Annotated in this window: 17 protein-coding genes; 11 read left to right on the top strand and 6 right to left on the bottom strand. The window is 64.1% G+C overall.

Translation table 11 applies throughout. The features are described 5' to 3' along the window. Nucleotides 1-394: 394 nt before the first annotated feature. Together AC3FKG_RS24060 and AC3FKG_RS24055 are read right to left on the bottom strand one after the other, a co-directional pair. Nucleotides 395-2,866 (bottom strand): efflux RND transporter permease subunit, encoded by a 2,472-nt coding sequence (locus tag AC3FKG_RS24060; RefSeq protein ID WP_488744343.1) that lies wholly within the window; start codon nt 2,864-2,866, stop codon nt 395-397. Further along, nucleotides 2,863-3,873, bottom strand: a complete 1,011-nt coding sequence (locus AC3FKG_RS24055; protein WP_488744342.1) for a WD40/YVTN/BNR-like repeat-containing protein — start codon at nt 3,871-3,873, stop codon at nt 2,863-2,865. The genes AC3FKG_RS24060 and AC3FKG_RS24055 overlap by 4 nt, the downstream gene beginning before the upstream one ends. A 161-nt stretch (nt 3,874-4,034) precedes the next feature. Here AC3FKG_RS24055 and AC3FKG_RS24050 point away from each other — a divergent pair, with 161 nt between their 5' ends. The 5 genes from AC3FKG_RS24050 to AC3FKG_RS24030 all read left to right on the top strand — a co-directional run bounded on the left by AC3FKG_RS24050 (nt 4,035) and on the right by AC3FKG_RS24030 (nt 10,131). After that, nucleotides 4,035-5,591, top strand: coding sequence for a DUF1302 domain-containing protein (locus AC3FKG_RS24050; RefSeq protein WP_488744347.1), 1,557 nt, complete (start codon nt 4,035-4,037; stop codon nt 5,589-5,591). Between the two features lie 51 nt (nt 5,592-5,642). Next, a complete protein-coding gene (locus AC3FKG_RS24045) occupies nt 5,643-7,022 on the top strand; it encodes a DUF1329 domain-containing protein (RefSeq protein WP_488744341.1) in 1,380 nt (459 codons plus the stop codon). Nucleotides 7,023-7,137: 115 nt separating this feature from the next. Beyond that, on the top strand, nt 7,138-8,376 hold the full coding sequence (locus AC3FKG_RS24040) for an MFS transporter (protein ID WP_488744340.1): 1,239 nt from the start codon (nt 7,138-7,140) through the stop codon (nt 8,374-8,376). Further along, nucleotides 8,373-9,710, top strand: coding sequence for an NAD(P)/FAD-dependent oxidoreductase (locus tag AC3FKG_RS24035; protein WP_488744339.1), 1,338 nt, complete (start codon nt 8,373-8,375; stop codon nt 9,708-9,710). The genes AC3FKG_RS24040 and AC3FKG_RS24035 overlap by 4 nt, the downstream gene beginning before the upstream one ends. A gap of 13 nt (nt 9,711-9,723) precedes the next feature. Further along, entirely contained in the window at nt 9,724-10,131 is a 408-nt protein-coding gene (locus AC3FKG_RS24030) for a RidA family protein (protein ID WP_488744338.1), read from the top strand. Nucleotides 10,132-10,234: 103 nt separating this feature from the next. Here the strand turns inward: AC3FKG_RS24030 and AC3FKG_RS24025 are convergent, their stop codons facing one another. Next, the gene (locus tag AC3FKG_RS24025) at nt 10,235-11,086 is read right to left on the bottom strand and encodes a phytanoyl-CoA dioxygenase family protein (RefSeq protein WP_488744337.1); all 852 of its coding nucleotides are present in this window, start codon (nt 11,084-11,086) and stop codon (nt 10,235-10,237) included. A gap of 204 nt (nt 11,087-11,290) precedes the next feature. Here AC3FKG_RS24025 and AC3FKG_RS24020 point away from each other — a divergent pair, with 204 nt between their 5' ends. The 5 genes from AC3FKG_RS24020 to AC3FKG_RS24000 all read left to right on the top strand — a co-directional run bounded on the left by AC3FKG_RS24020 (nt 11,291) and on the right by AC3FKG_RS24000 (nt 14,733). After that, on the top strand, nt 11,291-11,869 hold the full coding sequence (locus AC3FKG_RS24020) for a TetR-like C-terminal domain-containing protein (RefSeq protein ID WP_488744336.1): 579 nt from the start codon (nt 11,291-11,293) through the stop codon (nt 11,867-11,869). Between the two features lie 177 nt (nt 11,870-12,046). Next, nucleotides 12,047-12,475: a VOC family protein gene (locus AC3FKG_RS24015; protein WP_488744335.1), complete on the top strand. Its 429-nt coding sequence runs from the start codon at nt 12,047-12,049 to the stop codon at nt 12,473-12,475. A gap of 169 nt (nt 12,476-12,644) precedes the next feature. Next, the gene (locus tag AC3FKG_RS24010) at nt 12,645-13,124 is read left to right on the top strand and encodes a GNAT family N-acetyltransferase (protein WP_488744334.1); all 480 of its coding nucleotides are present in this window, start codon (nt 12,645-12,647) and stop codon (nt 13,122-13,124) included. Nucleotides 13,125-13,456: 332 nt separating this feature from the next. Then, nucleotides 13,457-13,936 carry a nuclear transport factor 2 family protein gene (locus tag AC3FKG_RS24005; RefSeq protein WP_488744333.1) on the top strand — a complete coding sequence of 160 codons (480 nt, stop codon included), beginning with the start codon at nt 13,457-13,459 and terminating at the stop codon, nt 13,934-13,936. A 71-nt stretch (nt 13,937-14,007) separates the two neighbouring features. After that, nucleotides 14,008-14,733, top strand: coding sequence for an EthD domain-containing protein (locus AC3FKG_RS24000; RefSeq protein WP_483712140.1), 726 nt, complete (start codon nt 14,008-14,010; stop codon nt 14,731-14,733). 186 nt (nt 14,734-14,919) lie between these two features. On the opposite strand, the gene AC3FKG_RS23995 is transcribed toward AC3FKG_RS24000, so the two are convergent. Beyond that, entirely contained in the window at nt 14,920-16,413 is a 1,494-nt protein-coding gene (locus tag AC3FKG_RS23995; protein WP_488744332.1) for an FAD-dependent oxidoreductase, read from the bottom strand. A gap of 252 nt (nt 16,414-16,665) precedes the next feature. Between AC3FKG_RS23995 and AC3FKG_RS23990 the strand changes: the two genes are divergently transcribed. Further along, a complete protein-coding gene (locus AC3FKG_RS23990; protein WP_483712142.1) occupies nt 16,666-17,145 on the top strand; it encodes an SRPBCC domain-containing protein in 480 nt (159 codons plus the stop codon). 28 nt (nt 17,146-17,173) lie between these two features. Here AC3FKG_RS23990 and AC3FKG_RS23985 read toward each other — a convergent pair whose 3' ends face one another. Beyond that, the gene (locus tag AC3FKG_RS23985) at nt 17,174-17,446 is read right to left on the bottom strand and encodes a hypothetical protein (RefSeq protein ID WP_483712143.1); all 273 of its coding nucleotides are present in this window, start codon (nt 17,444-17,446) and stop codon (nt 17,174-17,176) included. A gap of 47 nt (nt 17,447-17,493) precedes the next feature. Then, complete coding sequence (locus AC3FKG_RS23980; RefSeq protein ID WP_483712144.1) at nt 17,494-18,105, bottom strand: TetR family transcriptional regulator; 612 nt, start codon at nt 18,103-18,105, stop codon at nt 17,494-17,496. Nucleotides 18,106-18,336: the final 231 nt, after the last annotated feature.

The following is an 18,336-nucleotide window of genomic DNA, read 5'->3' as shown; positions in this document are numbered from 1 at the left end:
GCGGGGAATCCGGAATTGGAAGCTGGATCCAGTGGTCTACCTGAACCCCGAGCGGGCTGAGCTGGAGCCTAAGGAGTACCGGAAAGCAGCATAGCGGCGGACGCGACAACTACCTTGACACACGCCGCTCGGACAAAAAGTGACTCGCCGGCTACGCCGGCGAAACAGCCGCGCCTGCCAAGGACAACAACCCAATCACGAACCAAAGCCACCCCCAACGCCTATGCCAGACGAAACACCAGCGCCTGCCAAGCACGACAACCCCCTCATTACCCCCTCCCCGCATTCCGTCAAAAAACCAAAAAAAACCCATCGCAACGATGGGCCAAAGCCATGCGATAAGAGGAGATGTATATCGCATGGGCGAGACTACCCGAGCCCTGCCGCGAGCCAATCAGACCTCACGCTCCAGCACCGGCGTGGCCATTCCCGTCGATGACCGCAAGCCGGCAGGCTGCTCTTGCTCTTGCGGACCGCGCATCGCCCCCGCTGACGGGCGCTCCGCCCGCTCGACACCGAGCCACGCCGCAAGCGCAGGCAGGAGAAATACGGCACCGAACAAGTTGACCAGAAACATGAAGGCCAGCAGCACGCCCATATCGACCTGGAACTTGAGGGCCGAGAATGCCCACGTCCCGACACCGATGAACATCGTGACAGCGGTAAACAGGGCCGCGGTGCCCCGTTGCCGCATGGCTTCCAGGAAGGCGTCGGGAAGCGAGGCGCCAGCGCGAATCTCATGCTGCATGCGCTCGTACAGGTAGATGCCGTAGTCAACCCCGACGCCCACGCCGAGCGTGATCACCGGCAACGTGGCAACCTTCAGCCCGATGCCGAGCCGCGCCATCACGGCATTGCACAGGATCGACACGATGGTGAGCGGCACGATGATGCACAACACCGCGCGCCACGACCGGAAGGTCAGCAGGCACAGGAAGGCAATCGCGCCGAAGATCGACAGGAGCATGGCCACTTCGGCTTCGCCGACGGCCTCGTTCGTCGCGGCCATCACTCCGACGTTGCCGCCCGCGAGCCGGAACCTGACGTTCGGATTGGTGTTCTGCGCCGCCAGCCGCCCGGCTTCCGCGATGATGTGCGCGATGGTATTTCCTTCATGGTTCCGGGAGTAGATCAATACCTGCGATGCCTTGCAGTTTTCGGTATTCATGCCGTTGTCGGGATCATAGGCGCTCGCGCCTTGCGTCAGGCCTTCACTGCTGCGTGGCAATGCGGCCCAGCGGGGATTGCCCTCGTTGAAGGCCGCAATCGAAATCTTTGCCGCTGTCGGCACGCTGACCACGGACTGCACGCCCGCTACGCCCCGCATCGACATTTCGAAGCGCTCGATGGCGCTCATCGCCGGGAAGTCCAGGCAAGCGCTTTCCACGCCGGTCACTTCGACGATGACGGACAGCACGTCCACGCCGATGTCGTACTGGCTGGTGATGGCCGCATTGTCAAGGTTGTAGCGCGACGTACTGCGCAATTCCGGCGCGCGACCGCCGATGTCGCCGATCTCCAGCTTGCGCGATTCCAGCGTGCCGCAGGCAAGCAGCACAAGAGCGGCCAACAGCACCGCCGCGGCGGGCACGGGTCTGGCGAACCCGGCAAACCATGCCCAGCGTCGGCCGCCGCCGGCCGTCTCGCGCCGCCTGGCATGGGCCAGTGCGCCCGCTTCGATGCGTGTGTAGGACAACAGGATCGGCAGGAAGACCTTGTTGGTCATGATCATCAGCAGGACACCCAGGCAAGCGGTAACACCGAGTTCGCGCACGATTTCGATCTTGATGCGCATGATGACCAGGAAGCCGAGCGCGTTGGTAAGCAGCGCAACCGTACCGGGCAGGAACAGCTTGCGGAACGCATCGCCGGCAGCTTCGACCGGTTCCAGGCCCGCTACCAGTGCCTGTTTCCAGGCATTGGTCATCTGCACGGCGTGCGATACGCCGATAGAGAAGATCAGGAATGGCACCAGGATCGACATGGGGTCGATGCCCAGGCCGAGCACTGGCAGTGCGCCCAGCAGCCACACCACCGGCAGCAGCGCCACGGACAGGGCCAGCAACGTGGTCCGGAGCGAGTGCGTATAGAGCAGCAGCAGGCCCGCGGTAATCAGGAAGGCCAGCCCGAAGAAGGCCATCACGCCACTGATGCCCGCCTCGACGTCGCCGACGAGTTTCGCGAAGCCGATGATGTCGACCTCGATATCCTGGTCCGCGTAGCGCGCACGGATCGCCTCGAGCTGGCTGGCGACGGCCGCATAGTCCAGGCGGCCGCCGCCGGCGGGGTCGGTGTCGCGGAATTCCGCGCGCACCAGCGCCGATTTCAGGTCGTTGCCCACCAGGCTGCCGATCTGGCCCGAGCGCGCCACGTTACGCCGTACTTTATCGAGGTCGTCGGGCCTGGCGCTGGAGAACTGCCCCGGCACCACCGACTCGCCGCGGAAGCCGGCTTCCGTCACCTCGGTGTAGTGGACGTTCGGCGTGAACAGCGAGAACACGCGCGCGCGGTTGATGCCGGGAATGAAGAAGACGTCGTCTGTCGCATGGCGAAGCGCGTCCATGAACTTCCGGTTGTAGATGTCGCCCTGCCCCTTCCAGCGCAAGCTGACGAGTACGGTATTCGCCCCCGGGAATGCGCTCGCGTAGCGGTTGAACACCTGCATGTACGGATGTTGCATCGGGATCATTTTCTCGAACCCGGGATCGAGGCGCAGCCGCGTTGCGGATATGCCCAGCGCGGCCGTGGCTGCAATGCACAGAAGCAGGAGGATGCGCCGATACCGGATCAGCAGGTCCGCGCAGCGGTCCACCAGGCGGCGGGGGCGAGAGTTGGCGGCTGGGCGCCGGGGGCTTGGCGAGTTCATGGACATTTCGGAGAAGTACCGCAGTTGGCAGGCGACAAGGCATCCGGCGCTGGTGGTGGCCCGGACCCGACGGTCACGCCGAGATCGCCGCCGAGAGCCAGGACTCCCTTGCCCAGATCCAGCACCGCTGCCAGGCTTTGCGCACCGCCCGCGCTACGCACCGCGAAAGTTTTTCCGCCGTCCCGTGAGGTGACAATGGCCCCGCCCTGCCCGACCAGCACGAGCTCGCCGTCGTCGCGCTGCGCACCGCCGAAGTACGAGGCGCCAAGGCTTCCCTCGGCGCTGGTCCAGGTGTCACCGTGGTCCGCGCTGCGCAGCACGTGGCCGCGCATGCCGTAGGCAATCCAGTCTCCATTGGCCAGGATCAGCGCGCCGAACAGCGATCCTTCATACGGCACGGAACGCGTCTGCCAGGTGGCGCCGTTGTCGAGCGAGCGCAACAGCGTGCCTGACTCGCCTGCGATGACCAGGCGACCCTTGCCGTCGCCCACGATGCCGTTGAGATGGTGGTCGCCCGCCGGCGTCTCCAGCTCCTGCCAGGTCAGTCCGGCGTTGCGCGAGACCAGCAACTGGCCGAAGCTTCCCGCGGCGAACACCTGCCCTTGATCGTCGCCCCATACCGACAGCAACGGGTCCGGGCGCTGCGCGTCGGTTCGCACTTCACGCCAGTGTTCACCGCCGTCCTCGCTACGCACGATCAGGCCCTGGTGCCCCACCGCAATGCCGATGCGCGCGGAGATGAAAGTCACCTGGGTCAGCGTGGTCCCGGCGGCGGGCGAGACCTGCGCCTCGCGCCATGCCGCGCCGTCGTTGTCGCTGATGAGGATGACGCCGCGTTCGCCGACGGCGACCAGCCGGCTTCCGGCCCTGGCGATGCCGTTGACCTGGACGTTGCTGGCGTGAATGGAGGTTGCAGCGAACGCCGGCAGCGAACGCGGCGAGAACGCGAACAGCGCCGCGCATAACACCACCGCAGAGAACGAAACGCCCGGGATTGTTGTGTTCATGGGAGCCTTTTTCAGTACGGCGCCGATGCTCTCACAAACACAACATGGGATGCATTAGGGAATCCGAGTACTTCGTCCAGACTATGCGCCGCACACCCGCCGCTACCTACACTTCGCCGGCAACTTTCAGGTAGGCATTCTCAAAAGGAGAGGCAATGCGCATGCAGCGGCTTGGGTTGGGCAGGCCACCCGCGCGGTGGCGAAGGACGTTAGTGGCATTGGCAACAACGGCGGTGGTCATGCCGGCATGGGCCGGGGACACCATCGAGCTCGGGGCGGACACCACGCTCGACTATCACATGACGCTCGGCTACGGCGTCGGCATCCGAACACGATCGCCGAGCGGCGTATTGCTCGCGCCCGAAAACATCAACGGCGATGACGGCGATCGCAACTTCAAGAAGGGCGGACTGATCGAGAACCAGGTCAGCCTGCTTGCCGAGGCCGATCTGAAGCACAAGGACCTCGGGTTCTTCCTGCGCTTCAGTGCGTTCTACGATCAGGCCTATCATCGCCCGAACGCCAACGACGCGCCGGACACGGTCAACCATGACGGGCCCTCCAACAGGTTCACATCGGACGCGCAGCGCTATCTCGGCGAGCGCGTGAAACTGCTCTCGGCCTATGCCTACGACACGGTCAAGCTCGGAAGCACCGACCTGAACGTCAAGCTTGGCAGCCAGGTCGTCGCGTGGGGCGAAAGCCTGTTCTTCGCAAATATTGCCGCGGCCCAGGGGCCGGTGGATGCGTCGAAGGGCTACGTCGCCGGCGCCGAAGTCAAGGACATCCTGCTGCCAACCCCCCAGTTGTCGTTGCAATGGCAACTGGACCCGAGCTTCAGCGTGCTCGGGTACTACCAGTTCCAGTTCCGCCCCAACGAACTGGTGCCACCGGGCGGCTATTTCAGCTTCTCCGACGTGGTCGGACCGGGTGCGCAGTTCATCATCGGGCCGGACGGCCTGCGCATCCCCCGCGGCCCTGACATCAAGCCCCGGAGCCACAACCAGTGGGGCCTGGGCACGCGCTGGCGCGCCGACAAGGGTACGGAGATCGGACTCTACTACCTGCACTACAACGACACGAACCCCAATGTCGTGGCGAGCTTCTTCCCGACCCTGCAGTATCAACAGGAATACTTCGGGAATATCCAGCTGACCGGGGCCAGCTTCTCGACGGAAATCGGTGGCATCAACGTCGCTGGCGAAACGTCATACCGGTCCGGCGCGGCCGTGCTGGTCAACACCGCGGACGGGGCTGCCGCCACCCGCGGCAATGTCTGGCAAACCAACCTCTCCGCCATTCATACCATCGGCCCGACGTTCCTCGCAGCGTCGCAGGCGATCGCGGCTGAAGTCTCCTACGTCCGAGTCCTCGGTGTAACGCCGTTGCAGGGTTCGACACAGCTGACCAACACACGCGATGCGGCCGCCTTCGAGATCGCTTGGACGCTGAGCTACAAGAACGTGTTCGAAGGCTGGGATCTCGACGTTCCGATGACTTTTGCGCATCAGTTCGCGGGCAATACCTCCCTGGCCGGGTCGTTGGGCGCATTGAACGGAATTCACGACACGCAAGCGTCGATCGGGCTGACGTTCACCTATATGAACAACCTGAAGCTCGGTCTTGTGTATGCGAGGTACATGGGCGGGGCGAACCCCGTTACCCGCCCGCTCGCCGACCGCGACTATGTCGTCGGAACAGCGACGTACTCGTTCTGACGGGCGCTTGGCACGCCCTTCGAGTCACTCACCATCCTGAGGAATCCGAGAATGAAAAGCATCGCTCTTCCCACACTGAGAGCCCTGGCCTGGGTGGCTGGCGCCACCTTCGCCGTCACAGCGCTCGCCAGGCTCACACCAGATGAAATCAAGCGGCTTGACGGTCCGCTCACGCCCATGGGCGCCGAGCGCGCCGCCAACGCGGACGGGAGCATTCCCGCCTGGACCGCCAGGATCGTCGGTACGCCGCCCGGCCTCCAGTTCAACTCCGGCGATCGCTACCCCGATCCCTATGCCAGCGAGAAGCCGTTGGTGGTGATCACGCCTCAGAACATGGCACAGCACGAGTCGAAGCTCACTGAAGGCCAGAAGGCGATGTTCAAGCGCTATCCGGACACGTTCAAGATGTACGTGTATCCGAGTCACCGCGACTTTGCCCTGCCCGAGACCAAGTACAACGCTATCCGGACCTGGGCTGCGCGCACGACCATGACCAGCGATCAGAACGGGCTGCGGGATTTCCCGCCCCTGGCGCCGTTTCCGATCCCTAAGTCGGGCGTCGAACTGATGTGGAACCTGCGCTTCGCCTCCGACCTCGTTGCCGAAGACGCCATCTACGACCAGGCCGTCGTCTACCCGGGCGGCAACATCGTCTGGGGCAAGACGCAGTACACCGTGTACGCGCCGATTGGCGCTGAAGTGTTCGATCCGAAGAATCCGTTGAACAGCAGGAGCTTCTACCGTTCAACGACCATGCTGCCGCTTTCCGACCGCGGCACCATCATCACCGGCTATGAGATGTGGGATCAGGAAGGTGCCGATACGCGACGCACCTGGGTGTACAACCCCGGCACGCGACGCGTGCGGCAGGCACCGGAGTTCGGCTATGACCAGCCGCAGGGGCCCGGGGGATTCCGCACTGTCGACGACGACCGGCTCTTCAACGGCTCCGGCCAGCGCTATGACTGGAAGATCGTCGGCAAGCGCGAAGTCTATGTTCCCTACAACAACTACAAGTTGCTGGACCCCAAGGTGAAGTACGCCGCGTTGCTGACCAAGGGCCACGAGAACATGGAGTTCATGCGCTTTGAACTGCATCGTGTCTGGGTCTTGCAGGCGACCCTGAAGGAAAACTTCCGCCACCAGTATGCGAAACGGGTTCTCTATATCGATGAAGACACCTGGAATGCAGTGGCTGCGGACAACTATGATGCGCGCGGCACGCTGTGGCGAACAAACTTCGCCCCGACGATCTACGCGTTCGACGCCAAGGATTTCTATTCCACCTCGACGTTCTATCACGACCTCGTTTCCGGCGCCTATTACGCCGATCGCCTGACCAACGAGGCGCCCCCGCCGGCGCTGACGCCGAATGCCAAGAGCACCGAAGCCTACTACTCGCCAGACGCGATCCGCGGCGCGGGCAAGTAAGGCAGGTCCCCCTGCTGGCGCTCATCGTCACGCGCGCGTTCGGCGAGGCGCCAGCACCGTACATCGCATCGGGCCCGCCCCGCCAGGGCCGGCCCGGCGCAGGATTCGAACAAACATGAAGACAACACAACCAGATTCGCGCAACGGCTGGGGCATCGTCATCGGCCTGGCCGTGGTGTTATGCATCATCTTCGGCACCACGCTCAATGTGCTGAGCGTATTCACGCCGCCGATCCAGCAGGCGTTCCAGTGCACGAACGAAGTGGCGGCACGCGTGGCCACGGTGTTCCTGCTCACCATGACGCTCGCCATGCCGGCCGCCGGATGGCTGCTTGATCGCATGTCGCCCCGGCCCGTGATGACCGGCGGCGCCGCCTTGACGGTGCTTGGCTACCTGGCTGCCGCGCATGCCGGCGACATTGCGCAGCTCACCGCCATGCTGGGCGTGGCGGGGGTAGGCGTCGGCGCCTCGACCTACGTGCCGGCGATCACCCTCACGTCCCGGTGGATCGCCCCGAAGCGGCAGAGCGTGGCCTTCGGCATCCTGCTCGCGGGCGCTGGATTGGGCGCCATCCTGTTTCCGCTGCCGGTCACCTACGTCACGCAGTGGCTGGGCTGGCGCTACGCCATGCAGGCGATCGCGGCCACGATTGCCCTCACCTGCGTGCCAATCCTGATCTGGACTGCCCGCCTGCCCGATTCGCGCGTGACGGCACTGCACGGCGCGCCGGAGCCCATGCAGCTGCGCGGCCATGACATCGGCGAAGCGCTGCGCATGCCGCGATACTGGTTGTGGATCGTCATGTTGATGCTGATCACGTTGAGCAGCCTCGGCGTCTATATCGCCCTGGTGCCATACCTGGTGTCGACGGGCTACTCCGCCGAACGCGCAGCTGCCGTCTATATGGCCATCGGGGCGGCGACCCTGGTCGGCAATATCCTGTTCGGTGCCCTCAGCACCCGATGGGGTGCGAAGGCAGTCCTTCTGACCGGCACGGCTTCGAGCGCCGTCGGCATCCTCTGCCTGCTGGCGGTGGACCACCACGCCGTGGGCATGATCGCGATTGCGCTGTTCTCCCTGGTCTGGGGCAGCACCTTCAATCTGGCGAACCAGCTCTCGCCGCTCTTGCTTGTGGAAGCCATGGGGCAGCGCAACTTCGGCAGCCTGCTGGGCATTGGCAACCTGATTTCCGGCGTGGGATCCGCATTCAGTCCGGAAGCGCTCGGCTATCTGGTGGACGCCACGCATACGTACACGATCGCCCTGGCCATCTGTGCTGCCCTGCTGGTCGCCGCGCTGCTGCCGATCTCGCTGCTGCAGCAGGCTGACCCTGCGCCGGAGACTGCCCGATGATGCCTTTCATGCCCTCGGCCAGGTATGCCGACTATGAGACCGGTGCGCTCCCTATCGAACACAGCGGATGGCGGCCGGAGCAGCGCCTGCCGACACACAAGGCGCTCGCCGACGACATCGACACCGACATTGTCGTCATCGGTGCGGGATTGGCGGGCGCGTCACTCTCGCTGCACCTGGCTGAGCGCAGGGTCAACGTTGTGACGCTCGAAGCCCGGCAGCCGGGCAATGGTGCATCCGGACGCAACGCGGGGCACGTCCAGACGTTCCTTGAAAACCTGGAACCACTGCGCAGATGGGGCGATCGTGGCGAGCACTTCACCGAATTCTTCGTGGAACACCGCGACATCGTGTTCGATCTGTGCACCCGGCACGGCATCGATGGCGACGCCGTCAAATGCGGCATGGTGGAGGCTGCTTACCGGCCCCATGCCGCGCTCGCGCGAAAGGCCGCTCTGTGGAAAGCACATGGCTACGACGTCGACCTCGTCACGGCGGCGCCACTGCGGGAACTGCTCGGTACAGAGCAGTATGGCTACGGTGTCCACTGGCGCGAGGGCGGTCGCGTCAATCCGTACCTGTTCACCAACGGCATGATCTCGGCTGCCGTGCGGCATGGTGCGCGGGTGTTCGGCGATTCCCCGGTCATCGGGTGCCAGCGCGAAGGGCAGCGATGGCGCGTACGTACAGCACGCGGCAGCGTGCGTACGCAGCGCATCGTCATTTGCACCAATGGGCACGCCGGCAACCCGTTTTTCCCGGAACTGGCGCGCACGCAGTACCCGCTGGTTGCATGCGGGATGGCGAGCAAGCCCTTGTCGCCGGCGCTGCTCGACATCATCAATCCTGCCCGTGTCGCCATGACGCACTATCCCACCGGGCTCTACCCGATGGTGATTGACGGACGCAATCGTCTCATCACCGCCACCATTCCACAGCCGGGGCGTGCGCACGAGGCAAAGACCTACTTCGCCTACTTCCTGCGCTACCTCCACCGCACCTATCCCCGTACACGCGAGTTCGACATCGAACTTGGGGCGTACTGGACCGGCATCACGGCGAACTCGTCTGCCGTCTACCACGAGGACTATCCAAAGCTGTATCAGGTTGACGACGGCGTGCTTGCGCTGATGAACCTGGGCACATGGGGCAACGTCATGGGGCCTCAGCTTGGTCTGAGCCTTGCGCAGGCGCTCGCGAGGGAGCGTCCGGACGACTGCATGCTGCCGCTGGAGAAGCCTGAGCCGGTACGCTTCCAGAGACTGTTCGAATACAAGACCCGACACCTCATGATCCCGGTCGCCAGAGTCGTCGACCGTTTGCATCTCGCCTGAAAGGAGATTACCTATGACAAAGCAGCACCTGAACCCGCCCGGCCTGCTCGGCTTTCCACCGCTCAGCCAGGTTGTCGTGAGTACTGGCAACAAGCTCGCATTCGTCGCCGGCCAGACCGCCTGCAATGCCCGGTTCGAAGTGCTTGGCGGCAACGATTACCGCCTCCAGTCGATCCAGGCCCTGAAGAACCTTCAGACCGCGGTACAGGCCGCCGGCGCGACGGTACACGATATCGTCAGCAGCACCGTCTACTTGCGCGATCTTACGCCCGAGGTCGCGGAGCAGTTCATCGCGGCGCTATCGGTCGCCATGGATGGAGAACCTTTCCCCGCCCACGCGTTCACGATGGTGGGAGTGCAGGGATTGGCCAGCCCTGACGTGCTGGTCGAGATCTCCGCGGTCCTGGCCTTTGACGCGTAAGCACGCCGCCCGAGGCGCCCCGCGGTACGGGTTTCAATCAGGGAGCGCGGGCGGCTGCTTTCACAAAGAGGAGGCAGGTTTCCCCGCCTCCTCTCTACAGAATTCAGAGCTTGCCTTCGCTCAGCAGATCGAGCGGATTGCGCAGATCGACCATCCCCAGGTAGCCGCCGTTGTCCTTGATGGCATCGTGCACGCCATATCCGAGCAAGCGTTGCGCCTGCTGCGACAGCCGCCGCGCGCGCGCCGGCGGTACCGACAGTACGTTGTTCTCCTCGGTTCGGAGCCAGCCAAGGGCATAGCTCATGTGGAAGCCGCGCCGCCACTGGTCCGAGGTTGCGTTGGCGCCGCCGGCATGCAGCGTTGCCCCCTGGTAAATGACCGCGGACCCCGCGGGCATCTCGGCAAAGGCGATCTCCGCTTGCTCGGGCTGACGATCGCGCGGCCACCGATGGCTGCCGGGGACGACCAGCGTTGCGCCGTTTTCCCTGGTGAAGTCCACCAGGGCCACGACGGTAGCCAGTTGCAGGATCGGGCGCGGATGGCGGAAGTGAATCCACAAGTCCTCGTCGCGATGCATGGTCTGGGCATGGGCACCCGGGCCACGGTCCATCATATGGCCAAGGTTGAGCTGGTAGTCCGCGCAGTTTGGCAGCAGGAAGCGATCGCAAAGCGCCAGATACACCGGATGGCACATGACCTTTTCGGCGAAGGCATCGGACTTGCCGGCTAGCCCCGTCAGATGACGAACCTGTTTGCCAAAGAACGCGGCGACGGCCTCATTCAGGTGCGCTTGCGCGGGATCGGCTGCCGAAATCAATGGATCGATATCCCGATCCAGTTCGGCAAGCGTAGGGGAGTCAAGCAATCCTTCGACAATAACGGCGCCGTGCTCCTCCAGCGCATTGCCGATGATTTCAAGGGAAGTGTCCGAGCGGTAACGGGCGATCTCTGCCATGTGTGTCCTTGGTTCGGTGGCGACAGTGAATGTGGCAAGCGTTGAACGGCCAGGTCCCTGGCCTGTATCGCAGTGTCCATGGAACCTCGTAGCTAGCATGCCACTAATGCATCGTGCGATGCATTAGTGGCATGCTAGCTACGAGGGAGTCGCGCGTCAAGCTATGATTCGGCGTGCAAAAAAAGAAGACGGAGTGCAAACGACATGGGAGTCAAGAATGGACCTGGCCTTCTCCGGCCGGGTGGCCGCACGGAACAGGTTCGCAAAGCCATCGCAACGACCGTTCTGAAACTCATCGAGGCAGGAGATCTTGATTTCGAGTTGCAGGAAGTCGCCAGGCTCGCCAATGTCCATCGCACGACCATCCATCGCCGCTGGCCAGATCGTGCCTCGCTGATCGCCGAGGCGCTGAGCGAACACACCTCGCAAATCGACGTTCAGTTCACCGGGGACTGGCGTGCCGACATCACCCGCATGGCGTTCACACTGCGGGACTTCCTCAGCGACCCGGTCGAGATCGCGATGAATACGATGCTGGCGTCCACCACCAACGCCGAATTTCGCGAAATGATCTTCGCGCATTGGAGCGGTCTGCTGGCTTCCTTCCAGACGCCCATACTGGAGGCACAGGCCCGGGGCGAGATCGACGCCATGCACGACGCCGAGATGCTGGTGTCGATGATGGTGTCGCCCATTGTCTCGGCCATCATTTTTCTGAAGCAGACGCCGGATGACCGCTATATCGAACGGTTGGCGGCACAGCTGATCAAGGCTTGCAGCTGAGCCTTGCAGGCGGGTGGCCTCTCGTAACGCATCCGCTCGACGCCGGGCCACCTGCGCCAGGCCTATACTCATCCATGTCCCGCGCTATCCGAGTACTGGCCTCGATCTCTGTTCGACGGGCGCAAGCGCACGGGTTCGCTCCTCAAAGCGCCGCACATTCGCGGCAAAGGAGAAACCATGGAAAATATCCTGAAAGCCACGGCCTTGTTCATTGCCGGCTTTGGCCCGATTGTGATTGACGCCCAGGCCAGCCGCGAGCTCTACAGTCGCGCCTTCGGTATCCCCTTCAAGGAAGAGAAAGGCGGCTACCTCCATACGGAGACGCTGAAAGGGGCAAACACCTTCGCCTTGTGGCCGCTCTCCCAGGCCGCTCAGTCGTGCTTCGGCACGGATTCGTGGCGTCCTGACGTACCCATGCCGCAAGCCTGGATCGAGTTTGATGTCGAGGACGTCGAAGCGGCAACGGCAGAACTTGAATCGCGCGGATATCAGATGCTGGTCAGGAACCGGAGTGAGCCGTGGGGACAGACGGTCAGTCGCTTCATCGGGCCGGAAGGATTGCTGGTGGGAATCACCTTCACGCCGTCGATGCGGGAAGGGAAATGATGGTGGCAGGAATGGCAAGACCCGCGCGCTGTGCTTTCCTTGTGCCCGGGTCGCGACGGGGGTCGAGAAGTGCCGATCGCCAGAGCTGCCTTTCGGCAGGTTTCAATCTCAGTCCGGGTAAGCTGATGACTGCAGCCTCACCTTCTGCAGACAGTCGGAAAGGAGAATAATGCAATCAGACGACCCAGCCACCAACCTGGTGAAGATCCGCGCGATCGAGCCGGACGACTTTCCTGCCTGGAAAGCCCTCTGGGACGGGTATAACGCGTTCTACGGCCGGCACGGTGTTACAGCGCTACCGGCTGAAATCACGCTTACAACCTGGTCACGCTTCTTCGACGCGTACGAGCCAATGCACGCGTTGGTTGCGGAACAAGCCGGCGAGCTGGTTGGGCTGGCGCACTATCTACTCCATCGAAGTACGATTCAGCTGAACCCGAGCTGCTATCTACAGGATCTTTTCACCGCCGAGGCAGCAAGGGGAAAGGGCGTCGCGCGCTGCCTGATCGACCAGGTCTGCAAGCGTGCCAAGGCACAGCGCGTGGAGAGGGTGTACTGGCAGACACATGAATCGAACACGACCGCCATGCGCCTCTATGACACCGTCGCCGAGAAATCCGGCTTTGTCGTGTACCGCAAGCAGCTCTGAGCGGGGATGGCCGCTTCGGCTTCCCATCGAAGCTAGAGCGCAAGCACCGCCATCACGCGCAATGACGTCCACATCATCCCTGTCGCAAACCAGGCCAGCGCATTGACCGGCCCTGGAGTCCCTAGCCTGCCTACCACCGCGCGACGTCGTAACAACACTTCGGGACAGCGTTTCCCGGCAGCCAGGGCGCATCAATCGCCTGAACCAGGGTACGGCGAAGCGTGCGTTGCGCGGATCAACGCCTGCTCATTGTGCATGGTCCGTATGGACGATGAATGCATGCATGCCTGCAAGCAACATGCATTTCCACGCCATGATTGCAAGGAGATGCAATGGACAATGCCATACAGGACCTGCTTGAAATCGAAGCCATCAGACAGTTGAAGTACCGCTACTTCCGCGCTGTCGACTGCCATGACTGGCCGCTACTCGCAAGCTGCCTTGCGGAGGATTGCACCACGTGGCTGGACAGCGGGAAGTATCGCTTCAACGGTCGCACCGAGTTCGTCGCCGGACTGCGCGAACTCCTCGACAACCCGCCGCTGCTCACGATGCATCAGGGACACCATCCCGAGATCGAGCTGCTGGGCGCCGGCAAGGCCAGGGGAATCTGGTATCTCGAAGACTATGTGATCTCGCAAGAGCAAGGCTGGCTGCTTCGTGGCACCGCCTATTACCGCGACGAGTATGTCAAGCGCGATGGCCATTGGCAGATTGTCTCCACCGGGTACGACCGCGTCTTCGAGGCTGTGACTTCGCCGATCCCCGAACAGTTTCGCGTGACGGCCAACTGCTTTGCCCCTGCGCAGTGATACCGGCGTGACGCGGCCGTTGCCCCTGGCCCGCAGCACGCTTCTTCCCCAGCTCCTTACGCACAAACAACATGGAAAAAGTTCTATACGTAATCTGGCGCGGCAAGGCCAGCAACAATGGCGACGCCGAAGCGCTCGACAGGCGTCTGCGTGGCGAGATCGCAGACAAACTGCTGGCGCTCGGTGCGCGCGGCGTTCAGGTCAATCTGGCCGATGCAGCCGTGCAAGCTGCTGACGGCCTGCGTCAGGTCAACACCCGCCCCCAGATGGACGGCCTGATCAGTGTCTGGATGGACAGTGCCATCCAGCACTTCCGGCGGCCGTTCGATGAGCTGATCGAGTCGGCCGTGGACCGCATGGCAGCCTACCTCGTGACCGAGTCGCAGCCCATCCGCAATACCCGCTTTCCTGCCGGGCCGGGCCAGCGCACGGCCGGATTCTCCCAACTGGCCTTTCTCCGCCGGCCGCCACGGCTCTCTCCTGAAGCCTGGCTCGACATCTGGCATCAGCGTCATACCCAGGTCGCCATCGACACGCAGGACAATTTCCTCTACGTGCAGAACGTGGTGGTGCGCCCTCTGAGCCTTGGTGCCCCCGTCATCGATGCAATTGTCGAGGAATGCTTCCCAGCGGCTGCCATGACCGATCCACACGCCTTCTTCGACGCTGTCGGAGATGACTCCAGGCTCAAGCAAAACATCGACAGCATGATGGAAAGCTGCAATCGCTTCATCGATTTTGACAAGATCGACGTCGTGCCTACCAGCCAGTACGTCATCAGGGCGCCGGCCGCCTGACGCTCGAGCTCTTCCTTGACCGACCACGCCAGCGAAGCACCGGCCCGAGGCGTGGTCGATTTGCATTGGCTGAGGGAGAAGCAATGCCGAGGAGCTCAAAGGATGATGAGCCCCCCGGCGCTTCACCCCGATAAGCGATGCAGGCGTGCTCCCGCATTCGCCAGGACGATGCCTGGCATTGATGCGTCAAACCGGAAACAGGGAGCCGGGCTCCGAGCCGGCGGCATGCCTGCCCGCTTGCCGGCCGAAGAAGGTGGCATCCGCCAGCGACATGCCCGAGCTATAGCCCCCACCCCAGCGCGGCAAACCACAGGCGGTGCGGCCAGCCGCATAAAGACCGCGAACCGGCGTCCGCTTCTCGCTCAGTACCTGTCCGCTTGGCAACGTGTCCAATCCTCCCAGGGTGAAATGCGGATAGAACGCGTAGTCGACGCGGCAATCCAGCGCGACAAAAGGCGGCTCGATCAGCGGCTGCAGCCACTTCGCTGCCTTGTGGAACAACGGGTCGACGCCTTCCGCGGCATGCCGGTTGTAGACCGACACCGTGGCACTCAATGTTCCCTGCGGCAGGCCAAGGTCATGTTCGACCTCCTCCCAGGTCTCACCGGCGGCCGCGATACCGATGCGCGTGAACTCCGCTGGCGGCTGGTAAGTCGCGCTGTCGAGCAGCAGATAGATCCGCTCGCCGAGCTGCTGCATGATATGGTGGCCAATCCGGCCGTGGTAGCAGTCCTCATTGATGAAGCGCTGGCCGCGTTCGTTGACGAACACGCCCTTGATGAGCGATTCGGGCGCGTAGAAGGGCAGGCTGACGAACGCCTGGTCCATGTGGATCGCGGCGCCGCCCACGCTCATGCCCATCAGGATGCCCGAGCCATCGTCGCCCGGGCTGCCGATCGGCTCGTTCGCGCGCAGCAGGCCAGGCGCGTGGCGCCGAACCATATCGCGGTTCATCACGAATCCGCCGGCGCACAGGACCACGCCCTTGCGCGCGCGCGCGAAGTGCAGCCGGCCGTCGATCCGCACGACCACGCCCTGAACGGCGTCCGCCTCGTCGGCGATCAACGCGAGCACGCGGCTGTCATAGCGCACGTCGACGCCCAGCTTGACGACCCGCGCGGCCAGCACATCCATCAGCATGCGTCCGCCACCCCAGCCGACCCATTGCGGGGTATGTCCGCGCGGACAAGGCTTCGCGCTGGCGGAAAACGGCCACGCCTCCTCGCTGCCAGACCAGATGAGACAATCGTCTGTCTCGGGCTCCATCATCCGCTCGGGCAGGTAGGTGTTCTTGTAGACCAGCCCCTGCTCGACCAGCCAGTCATGGTGTGCCCGGCTGCCTTCGGCATAGAGGCGCACCTTGTCCTGGTCGGCATCGGGACCGCCTGCCATCAGCAGGTAGCGGTACAGGTCCTCGGTGTTGTCGACAAAACCGGCTTGCCGCTGCGCGGGTGTGCCCCCGCCGCCGCCCAGGTAGATCTCGCCTCCGGACAAGGCACTGGTGCCGCCGCTGCCAGAGGCGAGCTCAAACAGCGTGACAGCCGCGCCGGCCTGCGCGGCTTCGATGGCCGCGCACGCGCCAGCCGCGCCAAAGCCGACAACGATGACATCCGTTTCAATATCCCAATGCGGTACATCCCGGACGCGACATGGGCGTGTGACAGAGAATTCGGCAGACATGGTGCGGTCTCGCAAGAATGGGGATGCAGATCAATCGGCGATGGAAGAAGAACCCAAAAAAATGCCGACCCTCACCACCGGCCGGCACCAAGCTCACAGCAGCTGGAGACTCGCTGAGCATGCTGTCACTGTGCCTCATCACCATGCCGCCGACTTCGTCCGCCCGGACTCGTCCGTTCGGAGTATGCGCGGGCACTGCCCGGGGCCCTAGTGTTAAGACTCCCAAAATGACTGACAGGAAAGGAGCTGACAATGGCCAAGGCGGAAAACCTGGTGACTTCGATCACCGTCGAGATCGATGCGCCGGCATCGCTGGTATGGGAAGTGCTGACTGACTTTCCACGCTACGCCGCGTGGAACACGTTCTGCCCGGGACTGGAGACCAGCGGACGCCTCGGCGACCTGGTCTGCATGCAGGTGCGCATTCCGGGCACCCAGCAGGTCATCCCGGTCAACGAGTTCCTGGTCGCCTGGGAGGCCGAACGGCTGCTCTCTTGGGAACAGCGCCCCACCGACGACAACAAGGACGCCGCGCGCCGCGACCAGTATGTCGAGGCGATCGACCAGAATCGCACGCGCTATTTCACCACCGACCTGTTCCTCGGCCTGAACGCGGACACCATCATGCGCGAGCACGGTGGCTGGGTAAAGCAGGGCTTCGACCAGGTAGCGCTGGACGTCAAGGCGCGCGCCGAGGCGCTCCATATCGAGCGGCGGGGCGGCCAACGCTGAACGCCGGGACTCCCGGGGCCGCCGCCGGTCATTGCGGCGGCCGCTGGCTCAATACCAGCAAGGCTGCGGCACCGCGGCTGCGCGCGCAGGCATCGTCACAATCCTCGGCAACCACGCCGGCCAACGCAATGCTTGCGGCAGGGCCCTCGTCCAGGTCGTCCGCATGGGCGGCCCCGCCACCCGCGATAAAAACCCAGGCCACGCCCGCGCCTGCCACCACCGCTGTCAGGCCACCTATCCAACGAATTCCGAGCCGCTTCATCGCCGCCTCCTCCAACCCTTTCCGGGCTTCAGGGTCCATGACAGCATCGTAGGTGCCGCCTGCCCCCTGGACTTCGTCCGAGCGGACTAAGGAGTGTCCCGAAGGCGAGCCGGGAAAGCCGCACCGGGTTGCATACCCGGTTGCAGATATAGCGTGGCCAGCACCGGCGCCGCGCCGGACACGCCGCCTGGCGTCAGCCGCAAGGCTTGCGCGCTCAGCAGGCCCCACAGGTGCGCGACCAGCAGCCCGGCCAGCGCGGGGTCGGGCAGCAGATCCGCGAGGGTGCCGCGCAGCGTGTCGATGCCTGTTCGCACGCGGTCGCGCAGCGGGCACAGCTCGCACGCGGTGCCGCATTTGTGTTGCAACAGGGCCACCAGCAGGCTGACATGGCGCGCGATGGCGTCGCCATCGAGCAAGGCGGCAAGTGCCGGCTCCAGCGCGCCAGGCTGGGGCCGGGGCCCATCGGCCAGCGGCGCGAGCCGCGCGGCGAAATCGGCTTCGGCACACGACAGCAGCGCGCCCAGCAACGCAGCGCGCGAGCGGAAGTGGGCATAGACCGCGCCGCGCGTCATGCCGATGGCGCGGGCCACGTCCTCCAGCGTGACGCAGTGCAGCCCGCGCTGGTGCATCAGCTGCTGTGCGCTGTCCAGGATGCGCGCGCGCGTGGCCACGGCATCGTCGCGGGTTCGCCGGACCATCGGCGGGCTCGCGGCGCGTTACAGGAAATGCACGTCGTCCGGCCCCCAGTGGGCGCGCATGCTCTGGATGCGCCCGTCCGCGGCGAACGTCATGATGTCGGTCACGTCGATGCGCGCCGGCCGGCCTTCGAGACGCGCGTGGACCGCGAAGGTCAGCGCGGCGGGGGGGGGGGGGGGGGGCGCGCCGGCCGCCCCCCCCCCCCCCCCCCCCCCCCCCCCCCCCGGCGGGGG

It is taken from the genome of Cupriavidus sp. 22TCCZM04-2 (assembly GCF_057798895.1).
Note: the sequence above shows the minus strand (reverse complement) of the source record. Positions and strands in the feature narration are given on the sequence as shown.